At 32.6% G+C, this 25,040-nt stretch carries 21 protein-coding genes; 6 read left to right on the forward strand and 15 right to left on the reverse strand.

All coding sequences use genetic code 11. The annotated features are described in order from the left end of the window. Positions 1–60: 60 nt before the first annotated feature. Together CEF14_RS11285 and CEF14_RS11290 are read right to left on the reverse strand one after the other, a co-directional pair. Entirely contained in the window at positions 61–2,559 is a 2,499-nt protein-coding gene (locus CEF14_RS11285) for a DUF5011/hyalin repeat domain-containing protein (protein ID WP_102692955.1), read from the reverse strand. A 1,011-nt stretch (positions 2,560–3,570) separates the two neighbouring features. Next, a complete protein-coding gene (locus tag CEF14_RS11290; RefSeq protein ID WP_102692956.1) occupies positions 3,571–4,407 on the reverse strand; it encodes a DUF5011/hyalin repeat domain-containing protein in 837 nt (278 codons plus the stop codon). Positions 4,408–4,809: 402 nt separating this feature from the next. Between CEF14_RS11290 and CEF14_RS11295 the strand changes: the two genes are divergently transcribed. Beyond that, entirely contained in the window at positions 4,810–6,456 is a 1,647-nt protein-coding gene (locus CEF14_RS11295) for a tetratricopeptide repeat protein (RefSeq protein ID WP_102692957.1), read from the forward strand. Positions 6,457–6,530: 74 nt separating this feature from the next. Here the strand turns inward: CEF14_RS11295 and CEF14_RS11300 are convergent, their stop codons facing one another. The 5 genes from CEF14_RS11300 to CEF14_RS11315 form a co-directional block, all read right to left on the reverse strand. Further along, positions 6,531–6,821 (reverse strand): DUF2653 family protein, encoded by a 291-nt coding sequence (locus CEF14_RS11300; RefSeq protein ID WP_102692958.1) that lies wholly within the window; start codon positions 6,819–6,821, stop codon positions 6,531–6,533. Next, on the reverse strand, positions 6,809–7,285 hold the full coding sequence (locus CEF14_RS11305) for a hypothetical protein (protein ID WP_102692959.1): 477 nt from the start codon (positions 7,283–7,285) through the stop codon (positions 6,809–6,811). The genes CEF14_RS11300 and CEF14_RS11305 overlap by 13 nt, the downstream gene beginning before the upstream one ends. A 109-nt stretch (positions 7,286–7,394) precedes the next feature. Next, the gene (locus CEF14_RS11310) at positions 7,395–8,375 is read right to left on the reverse strand and encodes a methyl-accepting chemotaxis protein (protein ID WP_102692960.1); all 981 of its coding nucleotides are present in this window, start codon (positions 8,373–8,375) and stop codon (positions 7,395–7,397) included. Then, a complete protein-coding gene (locus tag CEF14_RS19050; RefSeq protein WP_170061500.1) occupies positions 8,356–8,529 on the reverse strand; it encodes a hypothetical protein in 174 nt (57 codons plus the stop codon). Before CEF14_RS19050 ends, CEF14_RS11310 begins: the two co-directional genes overlap by 20 nt. Before the next feature lie 161 nt (positions 8,530–8,690). Then, the gene (locus tag CEF14_RS11315) at positions 8,691–10,421 is read right to left on the reverse strand and encodes a bifunctional metallophosphatase/5'-nucleotidase (RefSeq protein ID WP_245890150.1); all 1,731 of its coding nucleotides are present in this window, start codon (positions 10,419–10,421) and stop codon (positions 8,691–8,693) included. A gap of 335 nt (positions 10,422–10,756) precedes the next feature. Between CEF14_RS11315 and CEF14_RS11320 the strand changes: the two genes are divergently transcribed. Then, positions 10,757–11,152: a PaaI family thioesterase gene (locus CEF14_RS11320; protein ID WP_102692962.1), complete on the forward strand. Its 396-nt coding sequence runs from the start codon at positions 10,757–10,759 to the stop codon at positions 11,150–11,152. Positions 11,153–11,238: 86 nt separating this feature from the next. Here the strand turns inward: CEF14_RS11320 and CEF14_RS11325 are convergent, their stop codons facing one another. The 4 genes from CEF14_RS11325 to CEF14_RS11335 all read right to left on the reverse strand — a co-directional run bounded on the left by CEF14_RS11325 (position 11,239) and on the right by CEF14_RS11335 (position 14,557). Next, the gene (locus CEF14_RS11325) at positions 11,239–12,603 is read right to left on the reverse strand and encodes a S41 family peptidase (RefSeq protein ID WP_170061501.1); all 1,365 of its coding nucleotides are present in this window, start codon (positions 12,601–12,603) and stop codon (positions 11,239–11,241) included. A gap of 191 nt (positions 12,604–12,794) precedes the next feature. Next, complete coding sequence (locus CEF14_RS11330) at positions 12,795–13,373, reverse strand: competence protein ComK (RefSeq protein ID WP_102692964.1); 579 nt, start codon at positions 13,371–13,373, stop codon at positions 12,795–12,797. A gap of 535 nt (positions 13,374–13,908) precedes the next feature. Beyond that, entirely contained in the window at positions 13,909–14,082 is a 174-nt protein-coding gene (locus tag CEF14_RS19480; RefSeq protein ID WP_407690453.1) for a DUF5658 family protein, read from the reverse strand. Between the two features lie 253 nt (positions 14,083–14,335). Continuing rightward, on the reverse strand, positions 14,336–14,557 hold the full coding sequence (locus CEF14_RS11335) for a hypothetical protein (protein ID WP_102692965.1): 222 nt from the start codon (positions 14,555–14,557) through the stop codon (positions 14,336–14,338). 283 nt (positions 14,558–14,840) lie between these two features. On the opposite strand from CEF14_RS11335, the gene CEF14_RS11340 reads away from it, so the two are divergent. Next, positions 14,841–16,490: a pyridoxal phosphate-dependent decarboxylase family protein gene (locus CEF14_RS11340; RefSeq protein ID WP_102692966.1), complete on the forward strand. Its 1,650-nt coding sequence runs from the start codon at positions 14,841–14,843 to the stop codon at positions 16,488–16,490. A gap of 7 nt (positions 16,491–16,497) precedes the next feature. After that, complete coding sequence (locus CEF14_RS11345) at positions 16,498–18,165, forward strand: methyl-accepting chemotaxis protein (RefSeq protein ID WP_245890152.1); 1,668 nt, start codon at positions 16,498–16,500, stop codon at positions 18,163–18,165. Between the two features lie 623 nt (positions 18,166–18,788). On the opposite strand, the gene CEF14_RS11350 is transcribed toward CEF14_RS11345, so the two are convergent. Further along, positions 18,789–19,787, reverse strand: a complete 999-nt coding sequence (locus CEF14_RS11350; RefSeq protein WP_102692968.1) for a C40 family peptidase — start codon at positions 19,785–19,787, stop codon at positions 18,789–18,791. Positions 19,788–20,048: 261 nt separating this feature from the next. Continuing rightward, entirely contained in the window at positions 20,049–20,309 is a 261-nt protein-coding gene (locus tag CEF14_RS11355) for a hypothetical protein (RefSeq protein ID WP_102692969.1), read from the reverse strand. 185 nt (positions 20,310–20,494) lie between these two features. On the opposite strand from CEF14_RS11355, the gene CEF14_RS11360 reads away from it, so the two are divergent. Beyond that, positions 20,495–21,121, forward strand: a complete 627-nt coding sequence (locus CEF14_RS11360; protein WP_102692970.1) for a LysE family transporter — start codon at positions 20,495–20,497, stop codon at positions 21,119–21,121. Positions 21,122–21,521: 400 nt separating this feature from the next. Next, positions 21,522–22,748, forward strand: coding sequence for an MFS transporter (locus tag CEF14_RS11365; RefSeq protein WP_102692971.1), 1,227 nt, complete (start codon positions 21,522–21,524; stop codon positions 22,746–22,748). Positions 22,749–22,810: 62 nt separating this feature from the next. Here the strand turns inward: CEF14_RS11365 and CEF14_RS11370 are convergent, their stop codons facing one another. Both CEF14_RS11370 and hpaB read right to left on the reverse strand, forming a co-directional pair. Continuing rightward, the gene (locus CEF14_RS11370) at positions 22,811–23,086 is read right to left on the reverse strand and encodes a YqhV family protein (protein WP_102692972.1); all 276 of its coding nucleotides are present in this window, start codon (positions 23,084–23,086) and stop codon (positions 22,811–22,813) included. 436 nt (positions 23,087–23,522) lie between these two features. Further along, positions 23,523–24,956 (reverse strand): 4-hydroxyphenylacetate 3-monooxygenase, oxygenase component, encoded by a 1,434-nt coding sequence (hpaB, locus tag CEF14_RS11375; protein ID WP_102692973.1) that lies wholly within the window; start codon positions 24,954–24,956, stop codon positions 23,523–23,525. Positions 24,957–25,040: the final 84 nt, after the last annotated feature.

Raw genomic sequence — 25,040 nt, forward strand, 5'->3', positions numbered from 1 at the left:
AGATTAGGTTTTTTAATCTATTACTTTTGAATATTACGATAGGTAAAAAACTATTCTTGATTATTCGGCAACAGTTACAGTCATTTTAACCGGTTTTTCAAATGTTACAGTAACATTATCAGCAGTTAATGATTGGATTAATACTGTTACAGTACCAGCACCTTTAATTGCACCATCATTAGCAATTACGCTTTCATCAGTAGAAACTAGTTCTACAGCAGTTACAGATGTAGCTGGTTTTGTTGCACCGTTAAGTTGTGTAACAGCAGCTAATGCATTGTTAATTGATGAATCTGTACCATTTTTTGCAGTTAAGCTATATGAAGTGAAGTCAGCTTTATTAGCTACAGTAGTATCAACAACTGATACATCTTGTGATTTAATAACGATTTCGCCAACTTTTACTGTTACAGTAAATTTGTCTCCTACTTTAACTTTCGCTGGATCTACAGTTACATCTTTTCCTGAAACTGTAACCGCCGTAGCATCTAAACCGCTAACAGATACAGTATAACCTGTTTCATCAGCAATTTTTAAACCTTCAGCATCTACTTTATTTACTGCTGGAGTAAATGATAATGTGCTTGCGTTTGCTGAATTTAGGTCAACCGTTGTTGGAATATTTACAACATCGTATTTAGAGAATGTACCAGGAGCTTTAACTGTTAATGGTAATTTAGCAGTTTTTTCACCTGCAGTAACTTCTACAGTGTAATTACCAGCTGTAGTTTGAGTTGGTACTGAGAATGTATATTCGCCAGTTTTATCAGCTACCGGTGTAGCAACAATTCCAGCTGGAGTAACATCTTTTCCAGTCGCATCTTTAACAACAACAGTTGGAGTAGCATTAAATGCATTACCATATTGATCTTTTACGTTGACAGTAACTGTTTTTGCATCGCCAGCAACGTTTGAAAGTAATACAGATGATTGATCTAAAGATACAGAATCAACAGCTTTTGCAGCTTTTACTTTAACTTCTACAGTTTTAGTGAATAATACTTTACCATCTGTACCTAGTACTGATACTTTTACAGGTACTGTTCCATTAGCTAATACAGTGATTGCACCAGATGTTTTATCAACAACAGCTACATCAGTATTTAATGATTCATAGTTAAGTGTAAAACCAGTAGAAATAGCAGATCCAAGTTGGTCATTTACTTGTGCAGCTATTTTGTATGATCCATCAGTGTAAACTTCGTCAGATGTTTGATCATAATTTGGAGTTGTGCCAGTGAATACTGTCCAAGCTGAAATTGAAGTTGGTTTTACTGTTTCAGCGGCAATTGAAACTTCTTTACTTTCTGCAAGAACTTTGTCACCATCTTTAATTACAACTTTAGCTTTAATAGTTGAACCTGCTGCTAACTTAATAACACCTGTTGAAGAATCAATGCTGTTAGATGAAGAAACAAATGATACGTTAGCATTTGGTGCTTGGTAAAGTGAAGTTACATCAACACCATTTTCATCTAATGCTTTATATTTGAATGTTGTATCAGTATTATCTGCAACTGTTTGATCAGCAACTTCGATAGACGCCGGAACAAGTGAACCCACAGCTAACTCAGATGATAATGTTACATCAGCAACTTTTACATCTACAGAATATGAAGTGTTAGCTGATACAGCATTGTAGAATTCTACAATTGCAGATTTTTTATCTTTAGATAAAGTTACAGATTTAACAACTTGTTTTTCGCCAGTTGCTTTTTTAGTTACACTGAATGCAGCTTTATCAATTGATTCTAATTTTTGATTAAATTCTACTGTTGCTGTTGTAGGATTTACAGCTTTAACAGATGCAACTGCAAGATCACCTTCACCTACTACTACAGTTACTGTTGCAGCAGATGTGTTGCCTGAAGCGTCTTTAGCAGCGTAAGTAATTGTATAAGTTCCAGCTACTTTAGTGTCGATTGCATCAACAACTTTACCATCTTGGTCTTTGATTTCTGTAACAACTTTAACTTTTGAGTCAACGCTATCTTTTACAGATACTTTTGGAGTTGCGAATTCTGCACCATTTTTAAGTTCGATTTTATCTCCAGATTTGTAACCGCTGATTGTGATGACTGGAGCAGTTTTATCAGCTACTGGTTTACCATTTTTGTAAAGAACGTCTACGCCTTTAACAACAACAATACCTTCTGCACGTTTACCGTTGATATAGTAGTAACCATATGATGTTGTACCGTTGAATTTTTTACCGTTTTTATAATAAGTACCAGTAGATGTTTTACCAGTGAATTTTACACCATTTTTGTAGTAGTTACCGTATGATGTTGTACCAGTGAATAGTTTACCTGATTTGTAGTTTTTACCTTTGTAAGTACCAGTGAATTTTTTACCGTCTTTGTAAAGAACAGATTTGTAAGATTTGTAACCTTTAATTGCTTTTTTTGTTTTAGCATTTACAAGTTTACCGTTTGATACCTTGTATGTAGTTTTTGCTGATGCTGATACATCTCCTGCTACAACTGCAGAAGTGATCACTGAAGCACCTAGGGCTAATGCAGCTGCTGATTTAACAAATTTCAATTTGTAGTTTGTCATTTTTTCCATTCTCCTTTATCCGATGAACTATATTGGATCACCATATCCGCATTTCATACACGAAGATATTCCATATATCCCCTGTTAGTAATCCTTATCGACTATATTATCATAAAATATTCGTGTTATTAATAGAATTTACAATTTTTTTATTAAAAACATGAATAATAATTAATTATTACTATTAAATTTATATTATTTTCCTTTTATAGTTACATATAATCTAATTAAATTTACATTAAATTTTTATTAGAGTAAAATATTGTTTATTTAAAAAATAAATAATAATTTTATTATTTTTAAATGTATTCTGATAATATTCATCAATATAGATATTTTAAAAAAATTTACAAATAACAGAGCCCTTTGTACGTATATTTTTACTGATTTTCACTTAAAAATATTTGGAATATTTATAGTCATTAAATAGAACTTAATAATACTTATTTACTAAACGTTCGTGTTTTACATATTTTTCATTCTTTTTATTCGACAAATTACGACAATAGTTCGGTTTTCAACCCAATAAACTATTTAATAAGGATTTAAGTCGCATATATGCATTTTAAATCCTAGATTTATTATTTAATAGTAGATTTAATTACCTATAAAATAACTGTCTGAATGTTTTAACTGTTAGATTTTTAATATGTAAATTTTCACAACTCTATATAATTGAATTTTTAAAAATGGTTTAGAACGATTTAAATCATTCTAAATATTGTTTGAATCGCTAAAATTTTGTCGAAAAAAGTCGCAAAATAATTTAAATTCATTTAGTAAATTACATATATCAAAAAACACTAATCTACTTTAGATCAGCGCTTAAATGTTAGATTCCTAAATGTAGCCATATAATCAAATATGTACACAACAACACTATGAAAGAAATAATTATTAAAAAAACGATGAGCAAACTCGAAATCATTCGGGTTTGCTCATCGTCAGATTCATTCACATTTTTTGCTTGTTACCAGACAAAGATTTACGGATTGAATAGATTTGACTGTATTATTTTTGAATTGGTGTAGCTTTTTTTACTTCTACAGAGACTAAGATTGCATTTGTTTTATTAGAAGAACCATCTTTAGCTGTGTAAATAATTGTGTAAGTTCCTGCTACAGTTGTGTCGATTTTATCAACAGTTTTACCTTCTGAATTGGTAATAGAAGAGACAACATCAATAGAGTTACCTAGTTGATCTTTTGCAGTTACTGTTGGTGCAGTAAAAGCTTCACCATTTTTAATGTTATAAACAGTTTTACCTGTTGGCAAAATCATTACTGGAGAAGTTTTATCGACTACAACTTTCCCTTTTTTGAATTCTACTTGTACTCCATTTAATTCGTAACTTCCGTTTGCTAGTACTCCATTAACATAGTATTTTCCATTTGGCATTGCACAATGGATTTTTTTACCGTTTGCAAAAAGGACATTATGATATTCTCCAGTGAATGGTTTTCCTTCTTTGTAGAACTTACTATGAAGTTCTCCAGTGAATGGTTTTCCTTTTTTATAGTAAATACCTTTTACTGTAGCTGTAGCTTTAACACCCTTTTTATAATAAGTTTTTGTAGCTACTCCAGTAAATAATGTACCCTCTTTATAATATTTTCCTTTGTAAACCCCAGTGAATTTTTTACCGTTTTTATATAGTACTGATTCATAAATTTTGAAACCTGCAATTAATTTATGGCTTTTAGCATTAATTAGTTTGCCATGTGATACTTTGTAAGAAGTTTTTGCTGAAGCAGTTGTATCAACAGCTACAACTGCAGTGGTAATTACAGATGCGCCTAATGCAAATGCAGCTGCAGATTGAATAAGTTTTTGACTAGATTTTATCATGTCCAAATCTCCCTTTAATAGATAGTTTAAGTATTACTTCTGGATATTTACTTTGCTGTTTTATTTTATATGTACTTGCCACTTTTATCCTTTGGTAATCCTTACCGAAATATTAACACAAATAAATACTATTTTTTATTACAATAGAGCATTTTTTTATTAAAAATATGTAACACTATTTAATTAGTATTATTTTTATTTACCTGTATATTAGTTTCATTTCATATTCTCTAATCAATGAAATATTGTAATATGAATGAAATCTATATTACATATAGTTTAATTTTCCATTAAATGTTTCATAATATACTTTTGCTCCTTTTGGTATATGTTTAAATAGAATTAGTACAAATAAAACTATATTAAACTAATATCTATCGACTAAAGGGGAGACTTTTTAAATTGGAACAACTGTCAAGTACAGAACATTCTATAGAACAAATTGTATATCAAGAGATTGAACATCAAAAATCAGTCCCTAGTAAACAAAGTTACTTGCAACTTTCTAGTATTTTAGAAGAGTTGAACCAACCTAATGGTGCTATGCAAATATTACAAGAAGGACTTCAAGTATATCCAACAAGTATGCAATTACATCAAGCTACATGGACTTTTTACTCTAAGCATCAGATACAAAATGGCAAGCTAAAACATATACCAAGAACGATTAAAAGACGTCTACAAAAAGGACCTATCAATTTTTTTAATATTTTAGAAAGCGTTTTACTCAAAAATCATTACAATGAAGCATATCTGGCACTCATCAAAGCACGGTTGCAAGAAACTCCGGATCAAATTAGTTTATTAACGAAAGCAATTCAACAGTTATTAAATTTAGGTTACTTTAAAGAAACACTTCCCTATTTTGAAACACTTAAATCGTTAGCCAAGAATTCTGAAAGTCTTGCTAAATTACATATGAAAATAGGTATGGTCTATATACTTAGTGGAAATTTTAAAGAAGCAGAGAAACAATTTTCATACTGCCGAGAAGCGTTTACAGATATTCTAGAGACTATATATCCAGAGCAATACGAAAAGCTTGTTATATTTAACAACGGAGAAAGCTTAATCGAATATTATAAATATATTTATCCAACTAAAAAAGTTGTTGCAACATTTGATGCAATTGACAAAACTAATACAGCAAAACCTTTTGCCTATAAAATACTAAAGAAAAAACAAGTCGATTTAATATCTCTAAGACGTAGAACATTAAATAATTACCATCAAGATCTTTCAAGAGAAGACTACTATCAAGCAATTAAAAAGTTAGTACCTTATTATGATAAAAGATTTGCTTATGGAACAAGTCTAGGTGGCTATAATGCGTTATATCTTGGTTCAATGATTCCGAATATTGAAATACTTGCGATGGCACCTAGAAATCCAGCACACCCTATCTATGGAACAAAAGAGAGAAAAACTGCTAAATTCAATCATCCATTATCTCATCCAATAAACAAAGATTTGCGACCTATAGTACTCTTTGATCCAAAAGAAAGAATTGATAACCCCTATATAACAAAAGAAATCATGCATTCTTATCCAAATGGTATCTATAAGGAATTCTATTTTGCAGGTCATCGTGTTCCTACTTATTTACGAGAAATTGGCGTTTTAAAGGAAGTTGTGTCATTATTTCTAGGAGGAAAACCAATACCAGATTATGATCGAAAACTTCATAGAAAGTCTGCAGAGTATCACCGTGTTTTAGGCATTCACTGTAGAAGACACAACAAATTACGTTGGGCTTTGGATTTAGCAAATAGATCAATCGATTTAGCACCCAAATATGACCGTTCATTAGCTCTTCGCATCGAAATTTTGCAAAAATTAAAAAGATATGATGACTGCATTGTTTATGCAAATGAAGCCATACAAATCCATCCTAAATTAGACAGATTTTATCTCCTCCTGGCAGATGCTTATGAAGGAAAAGGTGAGTTTATAAAAGCAATAGAAGTATTAACATCAGCAAACAAGAAAAAGATTAAATCTAGAAAGATAAAAGAAAAGCTTGCTAAACTGAAAAGAAAAGCAAAATAAAAAAGAATCTTCAAATGGAAGATTCTTTTTCTTTATTAAAGATTAAAACGGTAATTGATAAAAATAACCATTTATTACTCAACGATTGCAATCATACCCTGTTCATCATCAATTTCTAAGCGTATGCTTGCCGCATATGGATCAACATTCATTTCTTCTTGTAAAAAGATGCGAATAGCTGCTAACATATTGGCAACTCGATAAATGTCTTTACGTCCATTGTAGTAAGCCTCCGTATAGTAGCCTTCGTCATCATCGAAGCATAGTTCGATTTCTACGTTTTCTGGCATTACATTAATTTGACGAGCATGATATACACATAAAGCGTTAATTAAATTATCTTCTGATATAACTATTGTCTCCATGTGTTACGATCCTCATCTCTTCTCTTGTTGCGTGTGAACATTTGGAATACTTTCATCACTAACATAATTAAAACTAAAATTGCAATGACATTAACCAGTAAACCAAATAGGTTTCCCATAGCCCCCATATGACCTAACATACCGCCAAATAACATACCTGCTAAACCACCAAGCATCATGCCTTTAAGGAAGCCGCCTTTTTTGGTTGTGGGATTTGTTGTAGTTGTCGATTTATTATTGAAACTTGAATTTTTATTATCTTGTGTATTGCTATTTGTATTTGATTTATTATTATTGAATAAAGAATTGTTATTTGAACTACCGTTTGAATTAAATCCACGTTTTCCTGATTTGTAACCTTTGGCTTCCGCTGTTATTGCACCCTGATGACTATCCATAACAATCGGTCCAACAGTTGAGAAAGCAAGTGTAGCTGCAAATAAAGCTGCTGCAAGTTTTTTCAATTAAAATACCCTCCGTTAATAATAAAATATTTTTAACTTACTATTATCTTATCATCTCTCCAATAATTAATAAAATAAAACGCAAGGGCTAACAGCTTAATACGACTTTTTACAGTTTTTGATTTTTCATTGCTGCTACTAGATCGTTAGATTGTGAGATAGACGTGGTCATCTCAGTGGATAAATCAAAGTTTTCTTGAGCAAATGAACACAATTCCCCCATTTTCTCAATAGAACCAGTAGACATTTCAGCAATGGATGCCAATTCTTTACGGAAAATGACAATTTCACTCATCGCTGCATCTGTTGCATGATTAATACTTGACATACTATTGAATAACTCATTTTCAGAAGCAGAAATTTTTTCAAAGAAATCACTTGTGTTACGTGTCATTTCTTGTGTTTTTGCAACATCTTCTGATTTTTCCCTTATGTCTTTAGCCAATAACTCAACTTTATGAGTGATTTCCTGTACCTTTTGATTAATGTCAACTAAAGCACTTTTACTTTGCTCAGCAAGTATGCGAACTTCTTGAGCGACAACAGAAAATCCTTTTCCATGTTCTCCCGCGCGTGCTGCTTCAATTGATGCATTCAATGCGAGTAAATTCGTTTGGTCTGCAATATCACCAATCATTTTTGTTATTTGTATAATCTCTTTCGTTTCTTTTTGTACATCTTCTATAGAGACTTCGAAACCTTCAAAGACATTTTTAATATAATTCATTTGCCCATCTAGTTGATCCATGTTCTGATTACCTTCAATAACTAGTCGAATATTCTTTTCGCCTTGTTCTTCTATAGTCGTAGTAATTGAATGAATATTTTCAGTTTCCGTAACAATTCTTTGGAGATTGTCATCGGATGCAAGTATTGATTGATGTTCCACTTCTAGTGCACTTTTTATTTCCGTAATTCTTTCGATCATTACACTGTCACTCTTTGCGTTTTTTTCATTTGCATTTTTTAATAACGCTATTAAACCGTCAAGTTCAGTAATTATTTTTTCCCTTTCATCAACCGATAATCCCTCAATTTCATGAACAACTTCCTTTTCAACTACTTGTTGCTTAAAAAGTTTTTCGAACATATCTTTTTCCTCCCTTTTCACCTAACCTAAATACAAGTGTTTGATTGTCTAATGATTTATTTGCAGGACCCATTTGTTCTAAAATTTCTACGATTGAGTCAAAAAAACTTATCCATAAAACTGAATGGTTCCATCTATTTTTTATTTCCATCATTAAGATAGATAAACTAATTAATATGTAAGAATATGTTTATTTTTACAATTACCTATTATACATTAATTATCGACATAAGCAGTGACTTTTTTCATATATATTCATAAAAAAGAGAGTCTCTAATCCTAGTTAAGAGACTCTCAATATATTTGTAATGAAATTTAATCTACCTTCAGATTACGAATATCTGTTGATGCTTCAATATGTTTTAAATCAGATAAATAATTGATAAAGGCATCTGTATCAATTTCAATAATTTGTTCATTTGTACCTGTTGTGAATGCAGTGAATTTATCCCCACCAGTAGCAATGAAGTCGTTAATGACTACGTTATAACTCTTAGCTGGATCAATTTTTTCATCAGTATTGCCAACAAATACATCAACAACGCCTTTTGCATTGTAAGTGTAATGTAAACCTGATACCTCTAAACCATAACCACCCGTAAATTGTTGATTGATTGCTTCTTTAATATTTGCACCCGTCATTTTAACAACTTTTAAATAGTTACCAAATGGTTGTACTGCTTGCGCTTTCCCCCATGTAATCACATTTTTATCGCCATCTTTTACTGTTGTTAAATCTGCACGTATACCACCTGAGTTTGTCATAGCGAAATCAGCTTTGTACCCAAGTGTATTCGCACGATTTAGTTGTGCATCCGTAACAAGGTTGCCCACTGGTGAACCCCCTAGAGGAAACGCTTTACGATCTTTTGATATCGATTCAAATGATGCAGTTGCAATTGGTCTATCGGTAGTAGCTTTTACTAATTCTTTTGCATTGTTTACAATACTATTAACCGATTTAGAAACTTTGTTACTATTAATCTCATCTTCTGTTTTCGCATAATTATATTTCACTACAGCAGCGGGTGTTTTGATGAAATCTTTTGTTTTTTTGCTTAAAGTACCTTCAACTACTGAATATGCTTTACCAAATGATTTAGCTTCAATGATACGTGTTTTCTTGTAAACACCATTGGCAAAGTTATGATCGTGACCGCCAAATACTACGTCTACTGAATGATTAGGATCAATTTTTTCTAATTCTTTTAACATATCAATTGATGGTCCAGCGATTTTATCTTGACCTTGAGTTTCTATTGAAGTGTCTGCATCCGTATTATACGCCCCAGAGTGTGCAATAACTACGATCGCTTTAATCCCTTCTTTACGTAGAATTTTATCGTATTTTGCAATTGCTTTTGCTGGATCTGTAACTTCAATATTTTGAACGAATTTAGATAAAACAACTGTTTTAATATCTGGTGTGACAATACCAATAAAACCTACTTTTACGCCATTAACTTTTTTCACTGTGTAAGGTTTGAAACCTGTTAATAATTTCTTAGTCTTTTTATCAACAATATTCGCAGATAGAACTTCCATATTGCTCTTCGTTTGTTTGTAATCTTTTACTAAATCATAGTTTTGCGTTTCAGTTGTTGGAGCTTGTCCTTTTAAAATTCGTTGAAATTCTTCAATACCCTCATCAAATTCGTGGTTCCCTAGTGCACCTACTTGGAATTTCATTGCATTCGCTACATTCATAGTCGGTTCATCTTGTAATAAGCTTGAATAAGAAGGGCTACCACCCACTAAATCACCTGCTTGAACAGTTAAAGAATTTGTTGTAGTTGATTTTAATTTGTACTTTTTCGCAAATGCTGATTTTTCTTGCTCAAAGTTATAAGCTAGTGAAGCTGCTCCGCCAATTGGAGTACCATCTGTAGCTTTATATGATTCACCAATATTACCATGTAAATCATTAATCGCTAGAAATTGAACTGGAACATTTGAATCTACCTTTGTTGTCTTTGCATACCCCGATAACGGTGCCATAAGTAATGCTGCCGCGCCTAAAGAAGCAACTATTTTCTTTTTGAACACATTAACACTCTCCCATAAAATGAATTTCAATTCTCTAAACATTTTACGGTCTGACGTCTTACAATACAATGCATAAAATGAAAAATAATGTAAAATCATCAGTTACAATATTTCGTATGGTATAATTTTATTGTTTCATATTTTTTAGAGCACTTTTATATCAAATTTAACCTCTTTAAAAATAGAGTCTGATGGTGTTTAATTACCCATAATCAGGTTACCCTACACTTATTGATCATTTAGGCAATGTAATGTTCAATGTTCAGGTTACTTTTACAATATATCTTTTCTACTAATGGATAAAAAGATATAGTTATAGTACAGGAGGAGATTTTATGACAACTATGAAAACAGTACAACAACGTTTTGAAGGAAGTACTTTCTGGCAAACTCTTGGTTTTGAATATATTCATGCAGAAGATGGTATTGCTGAAATTGCCTTTAATTATCGTGAAGATTTAACAAACGTTGTAGGGACCTTACATGGTGGTGTATTTATGGCTGCATTAGATACAGTGATGGGCATTGCGACTCATACTCTTGGCTTCGATAAAGTCATCACTATGCAAATGGAAACTCGCTTTTTAAAACCAATTACTGATGGACGTATTCAAGCTTTAGGTCGTGTAATCTCACAAACTCGCTCAACAGTAATTTTAGAAGGCCGATTATATAACGAAAATCATGAGCTCGTAGGCTTTGCAACTGCGACTTTCAAAGGCATTAATTAATAGAAAAGGTCTACACATTAAAAATGACTCATTTGATTCACAAGATTTAACTATAAATCTTATGAATCGTAATGAGTCATTTTCTATTAATGAATAGTGACTTTACTATAAGCACCTTTTATGTTCTTTGATTTTGGTTTTAAGACTAAATAATAGTTTGTTCCTGATTTTAGCTCTTTACTTGGCGTAATAATCAGTTTTTTATCTGATGCTTGTTTCAACGAAATTTTTCGAGATACGCCACCTATTTGCCATAAGTATACATTCGCCTTCTTTATGGTAGTCCAAGAAAGTTTTTTACTAGCTTTTAATTGGATTGACTTCTCAGATGCTTTATTTTCAATCGTAGTTAGTTTAGTATAGCTCTTTAACTGCTTTAGCAAAAAGTCACTATGACTTTTTGCAACTTCTTTACCTATAGCTGTTGGAATATCTGGCCTAACGCCTTTTTTGTTAATTTTATAATTTTTAGGTCCAAAGAATTCAGCAATGGTTAACTTTAGGAAGCCACCATCACTGAGCTGGATTGGTTCTTGCATAACACCTTTGCCAAATGTAGTTTGACCGTAAATTTTAGCTACCTTAAGATCCTTTGCTGCAGCCGTTGTCATTTCTGCAGCACTTGCTGTATTCTGGTCAGTTAATAGAGAAACCGGCGCATTCCATTGCACTTTTTGTTTAATAGCATTGATCTGAAACGTTTTTGTTCCTTTTTCTTTGTATAAAAATGCGTATTTAACTTTTGGAAAAAGACCGATTACTTCTTGTGCAGAGCCAACATAGCCCCCTCCATTACTACGAAGATCGAAAATCCAGCCTTTCATACCTGGCATGGATTTGATGGCATCCTGAATCTCTTTAGCACTACCTTCTGAAAAACTATTCAATCGGATAAACCCAATATTTCCTGCAAGTTTTTTCTTTTCTACGTTTGGTAAAGTAATCACTTTTCTCGTTAGTTTCTTATCAAAGATTTTTCGCGTTGATGATCTGTAAATTGTTAAATTAACTGTGGAATTTTCTTTTCCTGTTATTAATGGCGTCACTGCTTCAATAGACTTGCCAGCAATACTTTTTCCTTCTACCTTTGTTATAATGTCTCCTGGCTTTAACCCACCTTTTGCTGCTGGACTTCCTTTAATTGTTGATGTGATTTTCAATCCTTTTTTATTTTCTAGAATTGTAACACCAATTCCAACAAGCTCCATATTGATCGATTTAACAAAAGATTGGTATTCGTCTTTTGTCATATAAACAGAATAAGGATCTAATTGTTTCATTAATCCTTCAATTGTCTTACTGTTTAACGCGTTGTTCGGTACTTTTGGATAATATCGCTCTTTCACTATACTTTTTACTTCATTTAAAGGTTCTGCAGCATAAGCAAATGATGAAGTGTAGATCAGCATCATCGCAATGATACTAGATAAAAAGATTCGGAGTGTTTTCATAGAATCCCTCATTTATTATGTATTTTTACAAACTATTGTACCTTTAAATGATGAAAAAAGAAGCAAATTTTCATCTATTAGTCTAATTAACTTTTTTTACATCAAAAAATGCTCTACTTCACAAAAATGGAGAAGAGCAATAGCCATTCTTTTTTATTCAGCTGATTGTAGGGCAATACCTCAGAGCAAAGTTAATTATCGAGTGAATCCTCATTCTTGGTATGTATTTGATAATTAATGTCATTGTCGTCTTTAATGATACTGTATTTAAGGAAATTTTTTTGAACACTAGGTGGTATTAACATAAACTTCGAACGATAATCTAATCGGAATTTTAAAGCACATGCACGATTTATTCGCCGGTCAAAAGAACTAAATCTTACTTCAATAGTAAGTGATGAACCATTCGTAAAAAGTATTTCTGTACTTTGATTTTTGTTTTTCTTGTAACTTTTAATATGATTAAGTGCTAACCAGACACAATCATTCTTTTTAGGAGATATTGTTGGAAACCATACAAGTTGATGCTTAAGATTCATAATCACTGGATACATATTAACTTCTCCAAGAACATAACGTGTTCCCTCACTTGCACCTTTTAAGCTGGATCCAAAAAACCGCAAATTTCTATCAACAAGTTCAATAGGAGTCAATTGACTGTCTTTGAAATCTTCCACTTCAAGAATATTGGTTTTAATCTTGCCCTCCCCATCATAAAACGGTATAAACGCCATTGTATTTTCATTTACTGTATAAATTTCGTCTACCATGATTTACCTCCACAACAAATTAGTGTACGAACTTTGCACTGTTTACTCAAAGAAGGTCTTTCCAGTTTTTCTTAAATACGATTATTTCAATTGAATCACCCATTCTCGTTTTATTAATAGATTATCTCAAAAATAAAGTACTTTAGTCATTCATAAATAATCCATTTATATCATTTTATAGTCGATTTTTATAACTGTCAAATAATTCTTTTTTTTCAATTTTTAACATTTAAGTTTTTGTAAATTTTATTACAAACATCTCTATATAAGTCTTTACAGATTGTTCGCTGTATTTACATAATTTATTTTCTTCATAATCTAGTATTATTCATATTATCAATAACCTAGCAGAAAATAATAAATTTCTTGTATTCTATTTTAAATCATTTACTCCATAAAAAAATTCACGCATTATCCTACAAATTTAGCGTGAAAAATTTCTTACTCCTCTATTTCTATGAAATAACCACTGTAATCCAAAAAATATGCATCAACAATATCACACTCACACTATATACAGATACTGTAACAATCATTAAAATTTTCGTAAAAAAAAGGGTTGGATTCTACAAAGAATAGCTACTAATAATAAAGATATTATAATTTTTAATGCATAAAAACCTACAATACTATTTTTATAGAGCCAATTCATTGGAATTAGACTATTTCTTAAACCTAAGTCCGTAAAGAATGCATCTAAGATACACAATAATAGTATGTTCCTATTTTAAAAAAGGAGATGTTCGGTTTAAATAAAATTTTACCTTCCAGCGATTTAACAATCCTTTCATTTTATATTCGTTCACTAAGACTACCGTAAAAGAACTGATTATATACAATAATAATTAGACGACTCCCTTTTCTTATTTATTCCCAAACTAAAAAAGGTCTCTTACTCATCACTGACGACTTTTAGATACCTTTTTTAGTTGCTTTTATTATTAAGCTAGTTTTTTATTATATTATCTCAACCATGGATGTCCTGGATTCCAAGGTTGCCATGTGTTCCACTGCCACCATGGATTCCAAGTATTCCATTGCCCCCATGGATACCATGGGCCCCACTGCTGCCATGGATTCCACGGGCCCCACGGATTCCAATGTTCTTCTGATCTCCTTGGATACCAATTCCCTTGATTAATCGGTCTGATATAACCACCCTGTCTTCTAAATGGTTGAACCATTTTCGTCCTCCCTTTTTTAAAATTCTTTATAGTATATAGAAATTTTTGATATTGGGCTGGGATTTTGACTAATAACTTAAATAACTTTTTAAATAAAGAAATGATTCAAAAATCAGCAATTGGCTTATTCGTTCTTAATCTTTTTTTGATATAATTTTCTGAATACTTTTAATTTTGTTTGTCAATGGATTTTATAAGCTTTTTTTCTTATACTATTTATGTACAATGGACTATGGTCATAAAAATAATATAAGTTTTTAGAACTAGGAAAGGTGATTTTAAATTGGATTCTATTAAACAACTATTCCAAAGCGAAGATGGCAACGGAAAACAGAGAGAGCAACTAGTAAATTATCTTGAAAAAATATTAACATCAATGGATACATTAAAAGACCCATCTAAAACAACACTTGGGCCAATGCAAGAACGCTCTTCAAACTTTTATCAAGAATTAATGGAAGAACATGTTGTTCCTACAGATGGTACTGGGTTAGATACAGTTGTAAATGCATTAACAGATTTAATGAAAGGACATCCCTTCCATACTCATAACTTTGTAACCAATGTATTACCTATGGCAAGTATTCCGGGTATTTTAGGTTTATTTGTAAATTCTCTTTTAAATGGTAATAATTTATGGGATGTATATGGACCTGCAGCTACTGAATCAGAAGTAAAGGTCATTTCTATGATGTCTAAATTGGTAGGATATGATTATACAAAAAGCTTCGGCTATACAACTTGGGGTGGACAAGGTGCTGTTTTCAGTGGACTTCGCGTAGCGATTGCCAAACAATTCCCACATGCAAAAGAAGAAGGGGTGCCAAATAACCTTTATTGTTTTGCTTCTGAAAATGCGCATTATAGTTTATTAAAATCAATTGAAGCAGTAGGTATTGGAAGTAATCATTTAATCCGTGTTAAAGCTGGTAAAGATCACTCAATGGATATGGATGATTTACAAGAACGCTTAACAGAAGTTATAGAAAAAGGTGGCATTCCAGTATATATCGTTGCAACAACTGGTGCTACAGATAGTTTTGCAATTGACAATATTAAAGAAATCAAAGAAATTACCACTGCTATGGAAGATCGCTACAATTTAAAATCAATTCATATTCATGCTGATTCTGCATTGGGTGGTTTTTACGCATTCTTTAACGATTATGATTTCACTCAAAATCCACTACACTTTGAAGAGGAAGTACTCGAAAGTTTAATGGTCATTCGTTCACGTATGCAATACCTATATATGGCGGATTCTTTGTGCTTTGACTTCCAAAAACTTGGTCAAACTCCATACTTAACAAGTCTATTCTTATTAAAAGAAGGTAGTGCACTTGGTCTTCTAGATTTAGAAGATTTTGATACGCCTTATGTAGGTAATCGCGGATACGGTTCTTATCATACAGGCTATACACTAGAATGCTCTCGAATGGGTAGTTCAATTGCTATCTATGCTGCTTTAATGGCATTCGGAAAAACAGGCTACCAACAAATATTAGCTAATTATGTTCGAGTAAATTTAGCATTCCGTCAACAATTAGCAGCTAAAATACCATCACTTCATGTAGTTAACCCAACAAATATTGGACCAATTACAGCATTTCGTCTATATCCTGCTGGTTATAAATGGGATACAGAACAAGCAGGTTCTTATACGGTTTCTGAAATTGAAAAAATAAATACATTAAATTCATCTTTATTTGAAGTATTAGGTAAACACCGTGATGACGTGTTCTTTGGAGATACAACTCGTATTTGTACAGTTGATGCATCTGACAGTGCAGACCGTATTCCAGTCGGGGTAGCAAAATTCTTCTCCATTTCACCTTATACTGAAAACGAACATATTCCAGCAATCATTGAGTCCCTTAAACACTCAATAGAAGAATTGGAGGGTTCATCTCTTGCAGTTTCTAGCCAAAAATAGACATACCATGTTAACGAAGTATATTTTCTATTTTGTTGCACCAATTGCTGTATTTTCAATTATTTTTGGATGTATACTTTATTATTCTAGTAACAATATTATTCAAACCCGAGTGATGAGTCTATTTGAAGAAAAATTACGTCTTGTTTCAGAAAATGTAATGACCCATATTGATTCTTCACTTGTAACAAATGCAGATAATAATGATGAAAACCAATATAAAACACTTTTAAATACATTAAATATAGCCAAAAAACAGCAAAAAGTTCAAAATGTCTATGTACTTTCCCGTTCTAATGGGAAAGAACATATTGTAGCGTTAAGTGATACAGATAATCATAATGCTGCTTATAAATTTGATCCTAAGATGAATGAAGCTATCGATCAAGATAAAATCACGTATAGTGATATTTATAAAGACAAATATGGTATTCACAAATCGATTTTCATACCTTTTAAAGGGACCGATATCATTTTTGGATTAGATATGGATGCTTCATTCATATCAAAAGTACAAACTCAAACGATATGGATTGCAGTTGGTTTGACCATTTTATTTGTTATTTTAGGTGCAATACTTGCTTACGTGATTAGTAAACGTATTATTAAACCAGTACTTGCGATTAACAACTATGTTGATGAAGTTGCAGAAGGTAATCTAGCAGCAGATCGATTTGAAATTAAAGGAAAAGATGAAATCGCCCAATTATCTCATGGAGTTTATAAAATGGTAGATGATTTAAGAAGTATCATTGGCAACATTAGTTCTAATGCTGAACAAGTAGCTGCTACTTCTGAGGAATTATCTGCTGGCGCTGAGCAAACAAGTGCTTCAATCGAACAAGTTACCGTATCGATGCAAGAAGTGGCGGCTGGCTCTGATAAGCAAACAGATGCTGTCGAAGAAATTGGTACTAACGTTAATACGATTTCGAAGAAAATGAATGATGTAACAAACTACGTAGAAAAAGTTAGCGTAAAGGCAATTGATACAACGCAAACAGCAGAAAATGGTAAAGCCATCATAAAAAATGCTGTAGAAAAAATGAATATAACAACTGAAATGATTGATACAACTTCTGAAGTTGTGAATCGCTTAAACAATTACTCAAAAGAAATTGGCGAAATTGTCTCATTGATTACTGAAATTGCCGATCAAACAAACTTACTTGCTCTTAATGCATCAATTGAAGCCGCACGTGCAGGTGAACACGGTAAAGGTTTCGCAGTTGTTGCAGAAGAAGTAAGAAAACTTGCAGATCAATCTAGAATAGCAGCAAATGATATCAGTAATCGTATCGATTCAATTAAAACTGAATCTACAAATGCAGTTGATTCAATGGCTATAAGTTATGACAATCTAAAAGTAAGTTCTGAAGCATTTGATGAAGCTGGCGATGCATTTAACGTAATCTATTCTGCAGTGTCAGACTTAACTTCACAAATGACACAAGTAAGTAAAGCCATTGATGCCATGAATGGTGGTATTACCAACATTGCAGAATCAATGGAAGAAGTAAGTGTAATCGTCGTTCAAAATTCAAGTAGTATCCAAAATGTTGCTGCAGCTTCTGAAGAACAAACAGCTAGTATGGAAGAAATCACAGCTTCTTCAACAAGCCTAGCAAATATGGCTGAGCATCTACGGACAGCTGTTGGAAAATTTAAGTTATAAGAACAAATTCGAGAGACTTGTTGATTTGATAACTTTTAGTTCACTCAACAAACAAACTACCAAGGTCGATTTATTGGATCTTGGTAGTTTATTTTTATGAATACTTTTTATATAGGACTTATTTTAGTTTTCTTACATTACTGTAAATTTGGATATATTGATCATGTGAGCATTAGAGATTTGATTTCCAAGACATAAAATAGTCGAAACGCGGATACAATTCTGGAATCCGCGAGTATTTCACCTGAGAACGAGAGTATTTCTTCACAGAACGCGAGTAAATTCGATGAAATCGCGAGTAAACAGCGAAAAGCAGGAGGTCAGCTCAGCTTCCGCGGCACCAGTTTGATTTTGAAAGGAAAAACCAATCCGCGAATCATGTGAGCATCAGAGATTTGATTTTCAGGACATAAATTAGTCGAAACGCGGATACAATTCTGGAATCCGCGAGTATTTCACCTGAGAACGAGAGTATTTCTTCACAGAACGCGAGTAAATTCGATGAAATCGCGAGTAAACAGCGAATATCATGAGATCAGAAATGGTTGAATTAAAAAAAGAAAAAACCATCTAATCCACATAGATTAGATGGCGATAAAAATTTAATGTTTACGTTTAATTCATTATAGATGTCTATATCCAGCAAAATGACTGCTCCAGTATGATTCATAAACTGAGCTTACTTGTACTCTTGTGCCACTAGCACTTACAAATCTGCCATTACCCATGTACAATCCTATATGAGAAATACCAGATTTATAGGTATTTTTAAAGAATACTAAATCTCCTACTTTAGGTGAGCTTGTTGCTGTTGAAATAGAGTAAAAGCCTGCAGCTGTTGTACGATAAGCAGTAAGACCAGCATTTTTATATGCATAGTATACAAGTCCACTACAATCAAATCCACTTGGAGTAGATCCTCCAAATACATAAGGTACACCTTGTTGTGCTAATGCGATTGATACAGCTTTTTGTAATTTTGTGCTAGCAGATGTTGTTACAACACTATTGCTAACTTTTTTAGTAGTTCCTTTAACTTTTAGCTTTTGACCAACTCTGATGCTTGTGGATTTTAAATTATTCCAGCTCATTAACGTTTTATACGATACACCATATTTTTTAGCAATACTAGATAACGTGTCACCTGATTTTACTTTATATGTAGAAGTTGCTGTAGAAGTACTTTTCTTACTAGGGCTTGATGATGAGCTTGAGCTACCTTTTACTTTAAGTTTTTGACCAGCGTTAATGCTTGTAGACTTTAAATTATTCCAACTCATTAGCGTTTTATACGATACACCATATTTTTTAGCAATACTAGATAGAGAATCACCTTTTTTTACTGTGTATGTAGAAGATGAAGCACTTGTCTTACTAGAGCTAGTTGATGAGCTACCTTTTACTTTAAGTTTTTGACCAGCCTTAATATTTGTAGATTTTAAATTATTCCAACTCATTAGCGTTTTATAGGAAATATGATATTTTGTAGCAATACCAGATAATGTATCGCCTTTTTTAACTGTATATGTAGAAGACGCTGCTAATGCAGTTGTTTGTTCACTAATTGTTGAAAACAGCATAATCGAGCTTAATGCCATTGCTGAGATGATTGTTTTTTTCAATTGATTTAACTCCCTTTATATTTTAACCTAATATAGACTATTATAAAGAGGTTATGTAACAAAATCGTAATATTAATATCAAATTAATATTACAAAATGTAAAATTAGATTACAAATTAATAGATTTCTGTTTTTTTATTTCATTTTCATCCAATTAATGTTATTTCAAAATGGATAGGACTAAAAATTTGGTTATAAATACCAATTTTTTAGATGACAAATATCCCCTTCTATCCTTTCTACATATTCTCAGCAAGAAATTTAGGAATAAAAGTTATTTTGATCAAAACTATCTTCCTTTGCCTTTTTACTTTTGTCCACTCTATGGTATTCAGAGATTTGAATAATTCGAACCTTATTCGTATTCAATTCATGGTATATTCCTCTGCTGTCTGTAAAAGAAATATATTGATCACGTTCACTCTGAACAAGCTTTTCTGCTGCTTCTTGTGATTCAATAAAGATAAAGCGTCTTACATAATGCTCTTGATCAAAAAAATAAGTAACCTTGAATTCTTTCATTATTCATACACCTCGAATATTCTTTAGTTATTAATATGTACCTTTTATAGGATATCCAACTACATATAAATGAAACATTATGAATGAAAATTTTTTTGAATGATGCTTAATTTCCCCTTCACTGTCCTATTGGTTGTCTCATCGGAATATGATATTACAACTTAATAAAACGGAGGAAAATAATTATGCATTCCTATATTCCCTATTTCTTTTTAGGGGTTTCTCTTGCTGCTCCTATTGGTCCAGTAAAAGCGACTTTGCTTAATTTAGGCATTAAAAATGGCTTTTTTCATGCCTGGTTTTTTAGTTTGGGGGCAATTGCAACGGATTTGTTGTACATGTTGTTGGTTTATATCGGTATTGGACGTTTTATAGAGTATCCCATTATTAAGTCAATTCTATGGTCATTCGGCTGTTTTGTTCTATTATATACTGGGATTGAAAATTTACTGACAATGCATAAAGTTAAACTTGATTCTAATTTTAAAAAAGCGACACGTCTAAGACATTCTTTCCTATCAGGATTCCTTATCGCTTTATTAAATCCCTTAACCATTCTGTTTTGGTTAGGAATCTATGGATCTGTCCTTGTTGGTGGGTCAGGTAGACTAAGTGAATTGAAAATTATCCTATATAGTTTAGTCATATTATTAGGCATTATTCTAGTGGATTTTACAATGGCAACCATCTCAAGTGGTTCGAGAAAAATTTTATCCACAAAGTTTTTAAATATTGTTTCGATTATTTCCTCTATTTCAATGATTGGATTTGGGATTCATTTTGGGATTTTAGCTTACCATTCACTTTTTTAGTTCGACTATTTTACGTCCTGGAAATCAAACCGCTGATGCTCACATAATCCGCGGACTGATTTTTCTTTCAAAGTCAAACTACTGCCGCGAAAGATGTGCTGACCTCCTGCTTTTCGCTGTTTACTTGCGATTTCATCGAATTTACTCGCGTTCTGTGAAGAAATACTCTCGTTCTCAGGTGAAATACTCGTGGATTTCTGAATTGTATCCGCGTTTCGACTATTTTACGTCCTGGAAATCAAACCGCTGATGCTCACATAATCGACTCATAACATTAAATGTTCGAATTTAGTATTGCATTATGAAATTGACTCAATAGTTGGTCATTATAACTCCTCCATAGAATAAAAACAGTCCTTTTGGAAATCATACCTATATAAAAAAATATAGAGGTGTTTTTATGGAGAGTTCTGATAGAAATGAGGAAAAAGTCAGTATATGGTGTATCACTAGCTTAGCCTCTATTCCTCTTGTTATGACCCTAGGCAATTCAATGCTTATTCCTGTTCTCCCCATTTTAGAGAAAAAGGTGGGCATCTCTTCATTTCAATCGAGTATGATTATTACAAGTTTCTCAGTTGCGTCCATCCTTCTCATTCCAGTTGCTGGCTATTTATCCGATCGCTTTGGTCGTAAAATCGTGATCGTCCCCAGTTTACTGTTAACAATTATCGGTGGATTAATAGCCGCTTTTGCTTCCTGGAAAATGCAAAATCCCTATAGCCTGATAATTGTAGGAAGAATTTTACAAGGGATTGGAGCTGCAGGAGCTATGCCAATTGTAATCCCACTCGTGGGTGATTTATATAATGGTGATGATGAAAAAACGAGCGCAACTCTTGGAATCATTGAAACATCAAATACCTTTGGAAAAGTGTTAAGCCCTATTCTCGGTTCAGCTTTGGCAGCCTTTTTGTGGTTTCTACCATTTTTCTCTATATCCGTACTTAGCTTAATCGCAGTTATATTAATTATCTTCTTTGTGAAAACTCCAAAAGACAAAAATCCCCCCGTAGCTTTTGCAGAATTTTGGAAAAGGGTCAAGCAAACGTTTAAGAAAGATGGCAGCTGGTTATTAGTAGTATTTCTCAATGGTATTTTTGTTATGCTTGTGCTATTCGGCATGTTATTTTTCTTATCAGAATATCTCGAAAAAACGCATCATATAAAAGGGATTAAAAAGGGATTTGTTTTAGCGATTCCTTTGTTATTACTGTGCATTGCGTCATACTTTACTGGCCGGAAAATTAAAGGAAACTTGAAAACAATTAAGAAAATCATCATTGTCTGCTTAATTATTGTTTCCTGCAGTATTGTGTTTGTTGGCTATTCAAAGGAAAGATTAATATTATTATTGGTTGTCACTAGCATCGCAGGAATTGCATTAGGTGCACTGCTTCCAGTTCTGGACTCAATCATTACAGAAAATATTCGAAAAGAAGAACGTGGTACTGTCACCTCTTTCTATAGCTCTGCAAGATATATCGGTGTTGCTGCTGGCCCTCCCATTATGTCACTCGTTATGAAGAATTATTTAAATACAAGCTATATTGTGGCAGCTATTTTAGGGTTCGTTCTTTTATTTTTAGTATTTAAATATATTAAAATTGAGGCTATTGACAAGTAAATTTAAACTTATTCTTTAACAATGAAAGGACCGATTCTTTTAAATACAGAATCGGTCCTTCTTTACTTAGCATTTAGGCTAATAAGAATAAGCGTAATTCCTGCAAATAAGCAAATCATTCTTGTCACAGAAATTTTATCAGCTAGTCCAAATAAAGCAATTGCCGTCGTTACGATTAATACTGTTGGCCCTACTAGCGCAAGCATGGTATTAATATAGAATGCTTTTTCTAAACTATTAGATTTTAACATCAAAAAAGCAGCAGTTACTTCAATACTTCCAGACAATACACGCAAGATAACCATAGCAAGAAGTGATTTTTCAATAATTGTCATCATCCAATCTCTATAGATTAATCTTTGTACTAAAAAATGAAGCCTCTTATTTCTATTATTATTTTTCGTATATGGACTTCTGTTTTATTGAATTACTTAAGTCAATATATGTTTGATTGGTTTTAAATATTTTTATTAGGTTTCAAATTCTTTTTTAATTCAATCAATTTTATAAACAAATTTCACTTTTTAATGCAATTTACATTTGTATGTTCCACTCAACAGACTGTTCTAGCGAGCTACATTACTTTCACTAGGCGTTTTTTAGGTGATCCTAAAGACGATGTGGGGACTTAAATTATCTGTTTCGTAGATTGAACTAATTCTTCCATGGATAATAATTTGTTAGACCCTAATATTTAAATTTACTTTTTTTCAAATAAAAAGCCATCTGATCTAGTATCGGTCAGATAGCTATCATAATGACAGAGCCTCTATACTACTTTAGTTGTTTCTTCACAAAATCAACATATGGTGTCTTATCATAATCATGATAGAGTGCCATCATAACTCTAACAGGATCTCCAAAGAAGAAGCGTTCATAAAGTGTTTGCCGTGTTCCAAATGAGCTCATTGTAGCATCCCATGCTAAGCGGAATAGTTTGACACGATCTTCTGCATTATTTGAGGCGGATTGTAGGTACTGATCTAAATCTTTTCGAATGGGTGATTGAAATGCGTTTTCTGTAGGAATCGACATTAAACCACTTGCTCCTAATAACTGTACAATTTCAGTAAATCGTGGATATATTTTAGGGAAAATATTAATAGCGATTCTAAGCGTTGTAAAATCAGGTTGCATTAAACCAGACTCATTTAGTTTTGCATCGACTTCAGATTTAATAGCCAACGCCTTTAGGGTCTCTAAAGCAACAATGATTTCAGTGGCCTTTTCTTGTACATGTGGATAGCCTGAGATATTGATGGAATCGATAATAGATTGAACGATTCCTAGCATAAATTCTGTTTTCACGATTTGTCTTGAGAGAACTTGGTGTAAGGCAAATGGTTGAAATGAACCTTGACTAAGATAAGTTTGTGCAACATCTATATTGTCATAAAAGAAGACACGCTTCCAAGGTACTAAGACATTATCAAAAACAACAATCGTATCCATTTCTTCAAAGCGGGAACTTAATGGATAATTAAATTTAGAATCTCCACCTACAAAGGATTCTCTACATATAAATTTTAGTCCTTTTGAGTTACTAGGAATGGAGAATGCAAATCCACTCTCATCATCATACGGTCTACCAGCTGAAACAAATAACATTTCATCTGTAATACCACCTTGTGTCGCTAGTAAACGAGCTCCCTTTACAATTAATCCTTCACTTGTTCGATCCATTATTCGTGCAGCAATCGGCTCTTTTGAATCCTCCCAATATTTATAACTTCGATCAACTTGTGGCTCAATAAACGTATGGGTAAGAGATAAATCATTTTCACGTACATGTTCATAATAGGCTTTAATATGATCAGGAAAACAATTTTCCTCACCTTCCAATAAATGAGCGGATGCCGCGAGTGTCATTAATGTAGTGTTCATGTAATCAGGACTTCTCCCCATCATTCCATTGCTCTCTCTCGCCCAATGCTGAACCATTTCTCTCTTCTTTGCCAAATCTTCTTTTGTTTTCGGCATTAAAAAGGAGAGCCCCACTCGATCTCCAGTTGTCGGTGACTTATACGTCATCAAATCCGTTAATTTTTCATCATGTTGCAAATCATAAAGACGAGCCTGGCTTTTCATGACCCCCTTAAAAGCAGGATGCTCAGAAATATTCCCCGTCACTTGTTTCCCATCTATCCATACATTTGTTTTAAGCTTATTGATACGATCAAGGTATTGTGCACCTGTAATAGCAGGCATAACTTTCCTCCTTGTTCTTCACTTTAAAAACGTCCGATTGGGTATTCCCCTAAATTTATACTATGAAAATTACTGCCAAATGGT

This window comes from Rummeliibacillus pycnus (assembly GCF_002884495.1).
Lineage (GTDB): Bacteria > Bacillota > Bacilli > Bacillales_A > Planococcaceae > Rummeliibacillus > Rummeliibacillus pycnus.

What these genes read in the sequence shown, in the direction of transcription:
- CEF14_RS11285 (WP_102692955.1), bottom strand. Translation starts at nt 2,559, where the DNA reads ATGACAAACTACAAATTGAAATTTGTTAAATCAGCAGCTGCATTAGCC.
- CEF14_RS19050 (WP_170061500.1), bottom strand. Translation starts at nt 8,529, where the DNA reads ATGATGGAAATAAAAAATAGATGGAACCATTCAGTTTTATGGATAAGT.
- CEF14_RS11345 (WP_245890152.1), top strand. Translation starts at nt 16,498, where the DNA reads ATGTTAACGAAGTATATTTTCTATTTTGTTGCACCAATTGCTGTATTT.
- CEF14_RS11330 (WP_102692964.1), bottom strand. Translation starts at nt 13,373, where the DNA reads ATGGTAGACGAAATTTATACAGTAAATGAAAATACAATGGCGTTTATA.
- CEF14_RS11300 (WP_102692958.1), bottom strand. Translation starts at nt 6,821, where the DNA reads ATGGAGACAATAGTTATATCAGAAGATAATTTAATTAACGCTTTATGT.
- CEF14_RS11355 (WP_102692969.1), bottom strand. Translation starts at nt 20,309, where the DNA reads ATGAAAGAATTCAAGGTTACTTATTTTTTTGATCAAGAGCATTATGTA.
- CEF14_RS11335 (WP_102692965.1), bottom strand. Translation starts at nt 14,557, where the DNA reads ATGGTTCAACCATTTAGAAGACAGGGTGGTTATATCAGACCGATTAAT.
- CEF14_RS11325 (WP_170061501.1), bottom strand. Translation starts at nt 12,603, where the DNA reads ATGAAAACACTCCGAATCTTTTTATCTAGTATCATTGCGATGATGCTG.
- CEF14_RS11360 (WP_102692970.1), top strand. Translation starts at nt 20,495, where the DNA reads ATGCATTCCTATATTCCCTATTTCTTTTTAGGGGTTTCTCTTGCTGCT.
- CEF14_RS11370 (WP_102692972.1), bottom strand. Translation starts at nt 23,086, where the DNA reads ATGATGACAATTATTGAAAAATCACTTCTTGCTATGGTTATCTTGCGT.
- CEF14_RS11320 (WP_102692962.1), top strand. Translation starts at nt 10,757, where the DNA reads ATGACAACTATGAAAACAGTACAACAACGTTTTGAAGGAAGTACTTTC.
- hpaB (WP_102692973.1), bottom strand. Translation starts at nt 24,956, where the DNA reads ATGCCTGCTATTACAGGTGCACAATACCTTGATCGTATCAATAAGCTT.
- CEF14_RS11365 (WP_102692971.1), top strand. Translation starts at nt 21,522, where the DNA reads ATGGAGAGTTCTGATAGAAATGAGGAAAAAGTCAGTATATGGTGTATC.
- CEF14_RS11290 (WP_102692956.1), bottom strand. Translation starts at nt 4,407, where the DNA reads ATGATAAAATCTAGTCAAAAACTTATTCAATCTGCAGCTGCATTTGCA.
- CEF14_RS11310 (WP_102692960.1), bottom strand. Translation starts at nt 8,375, where the DNA reads ATGTTCGAAAAACTTTTTAAGCAACAAGTAGTTGAAAAGGAAGTTGTT.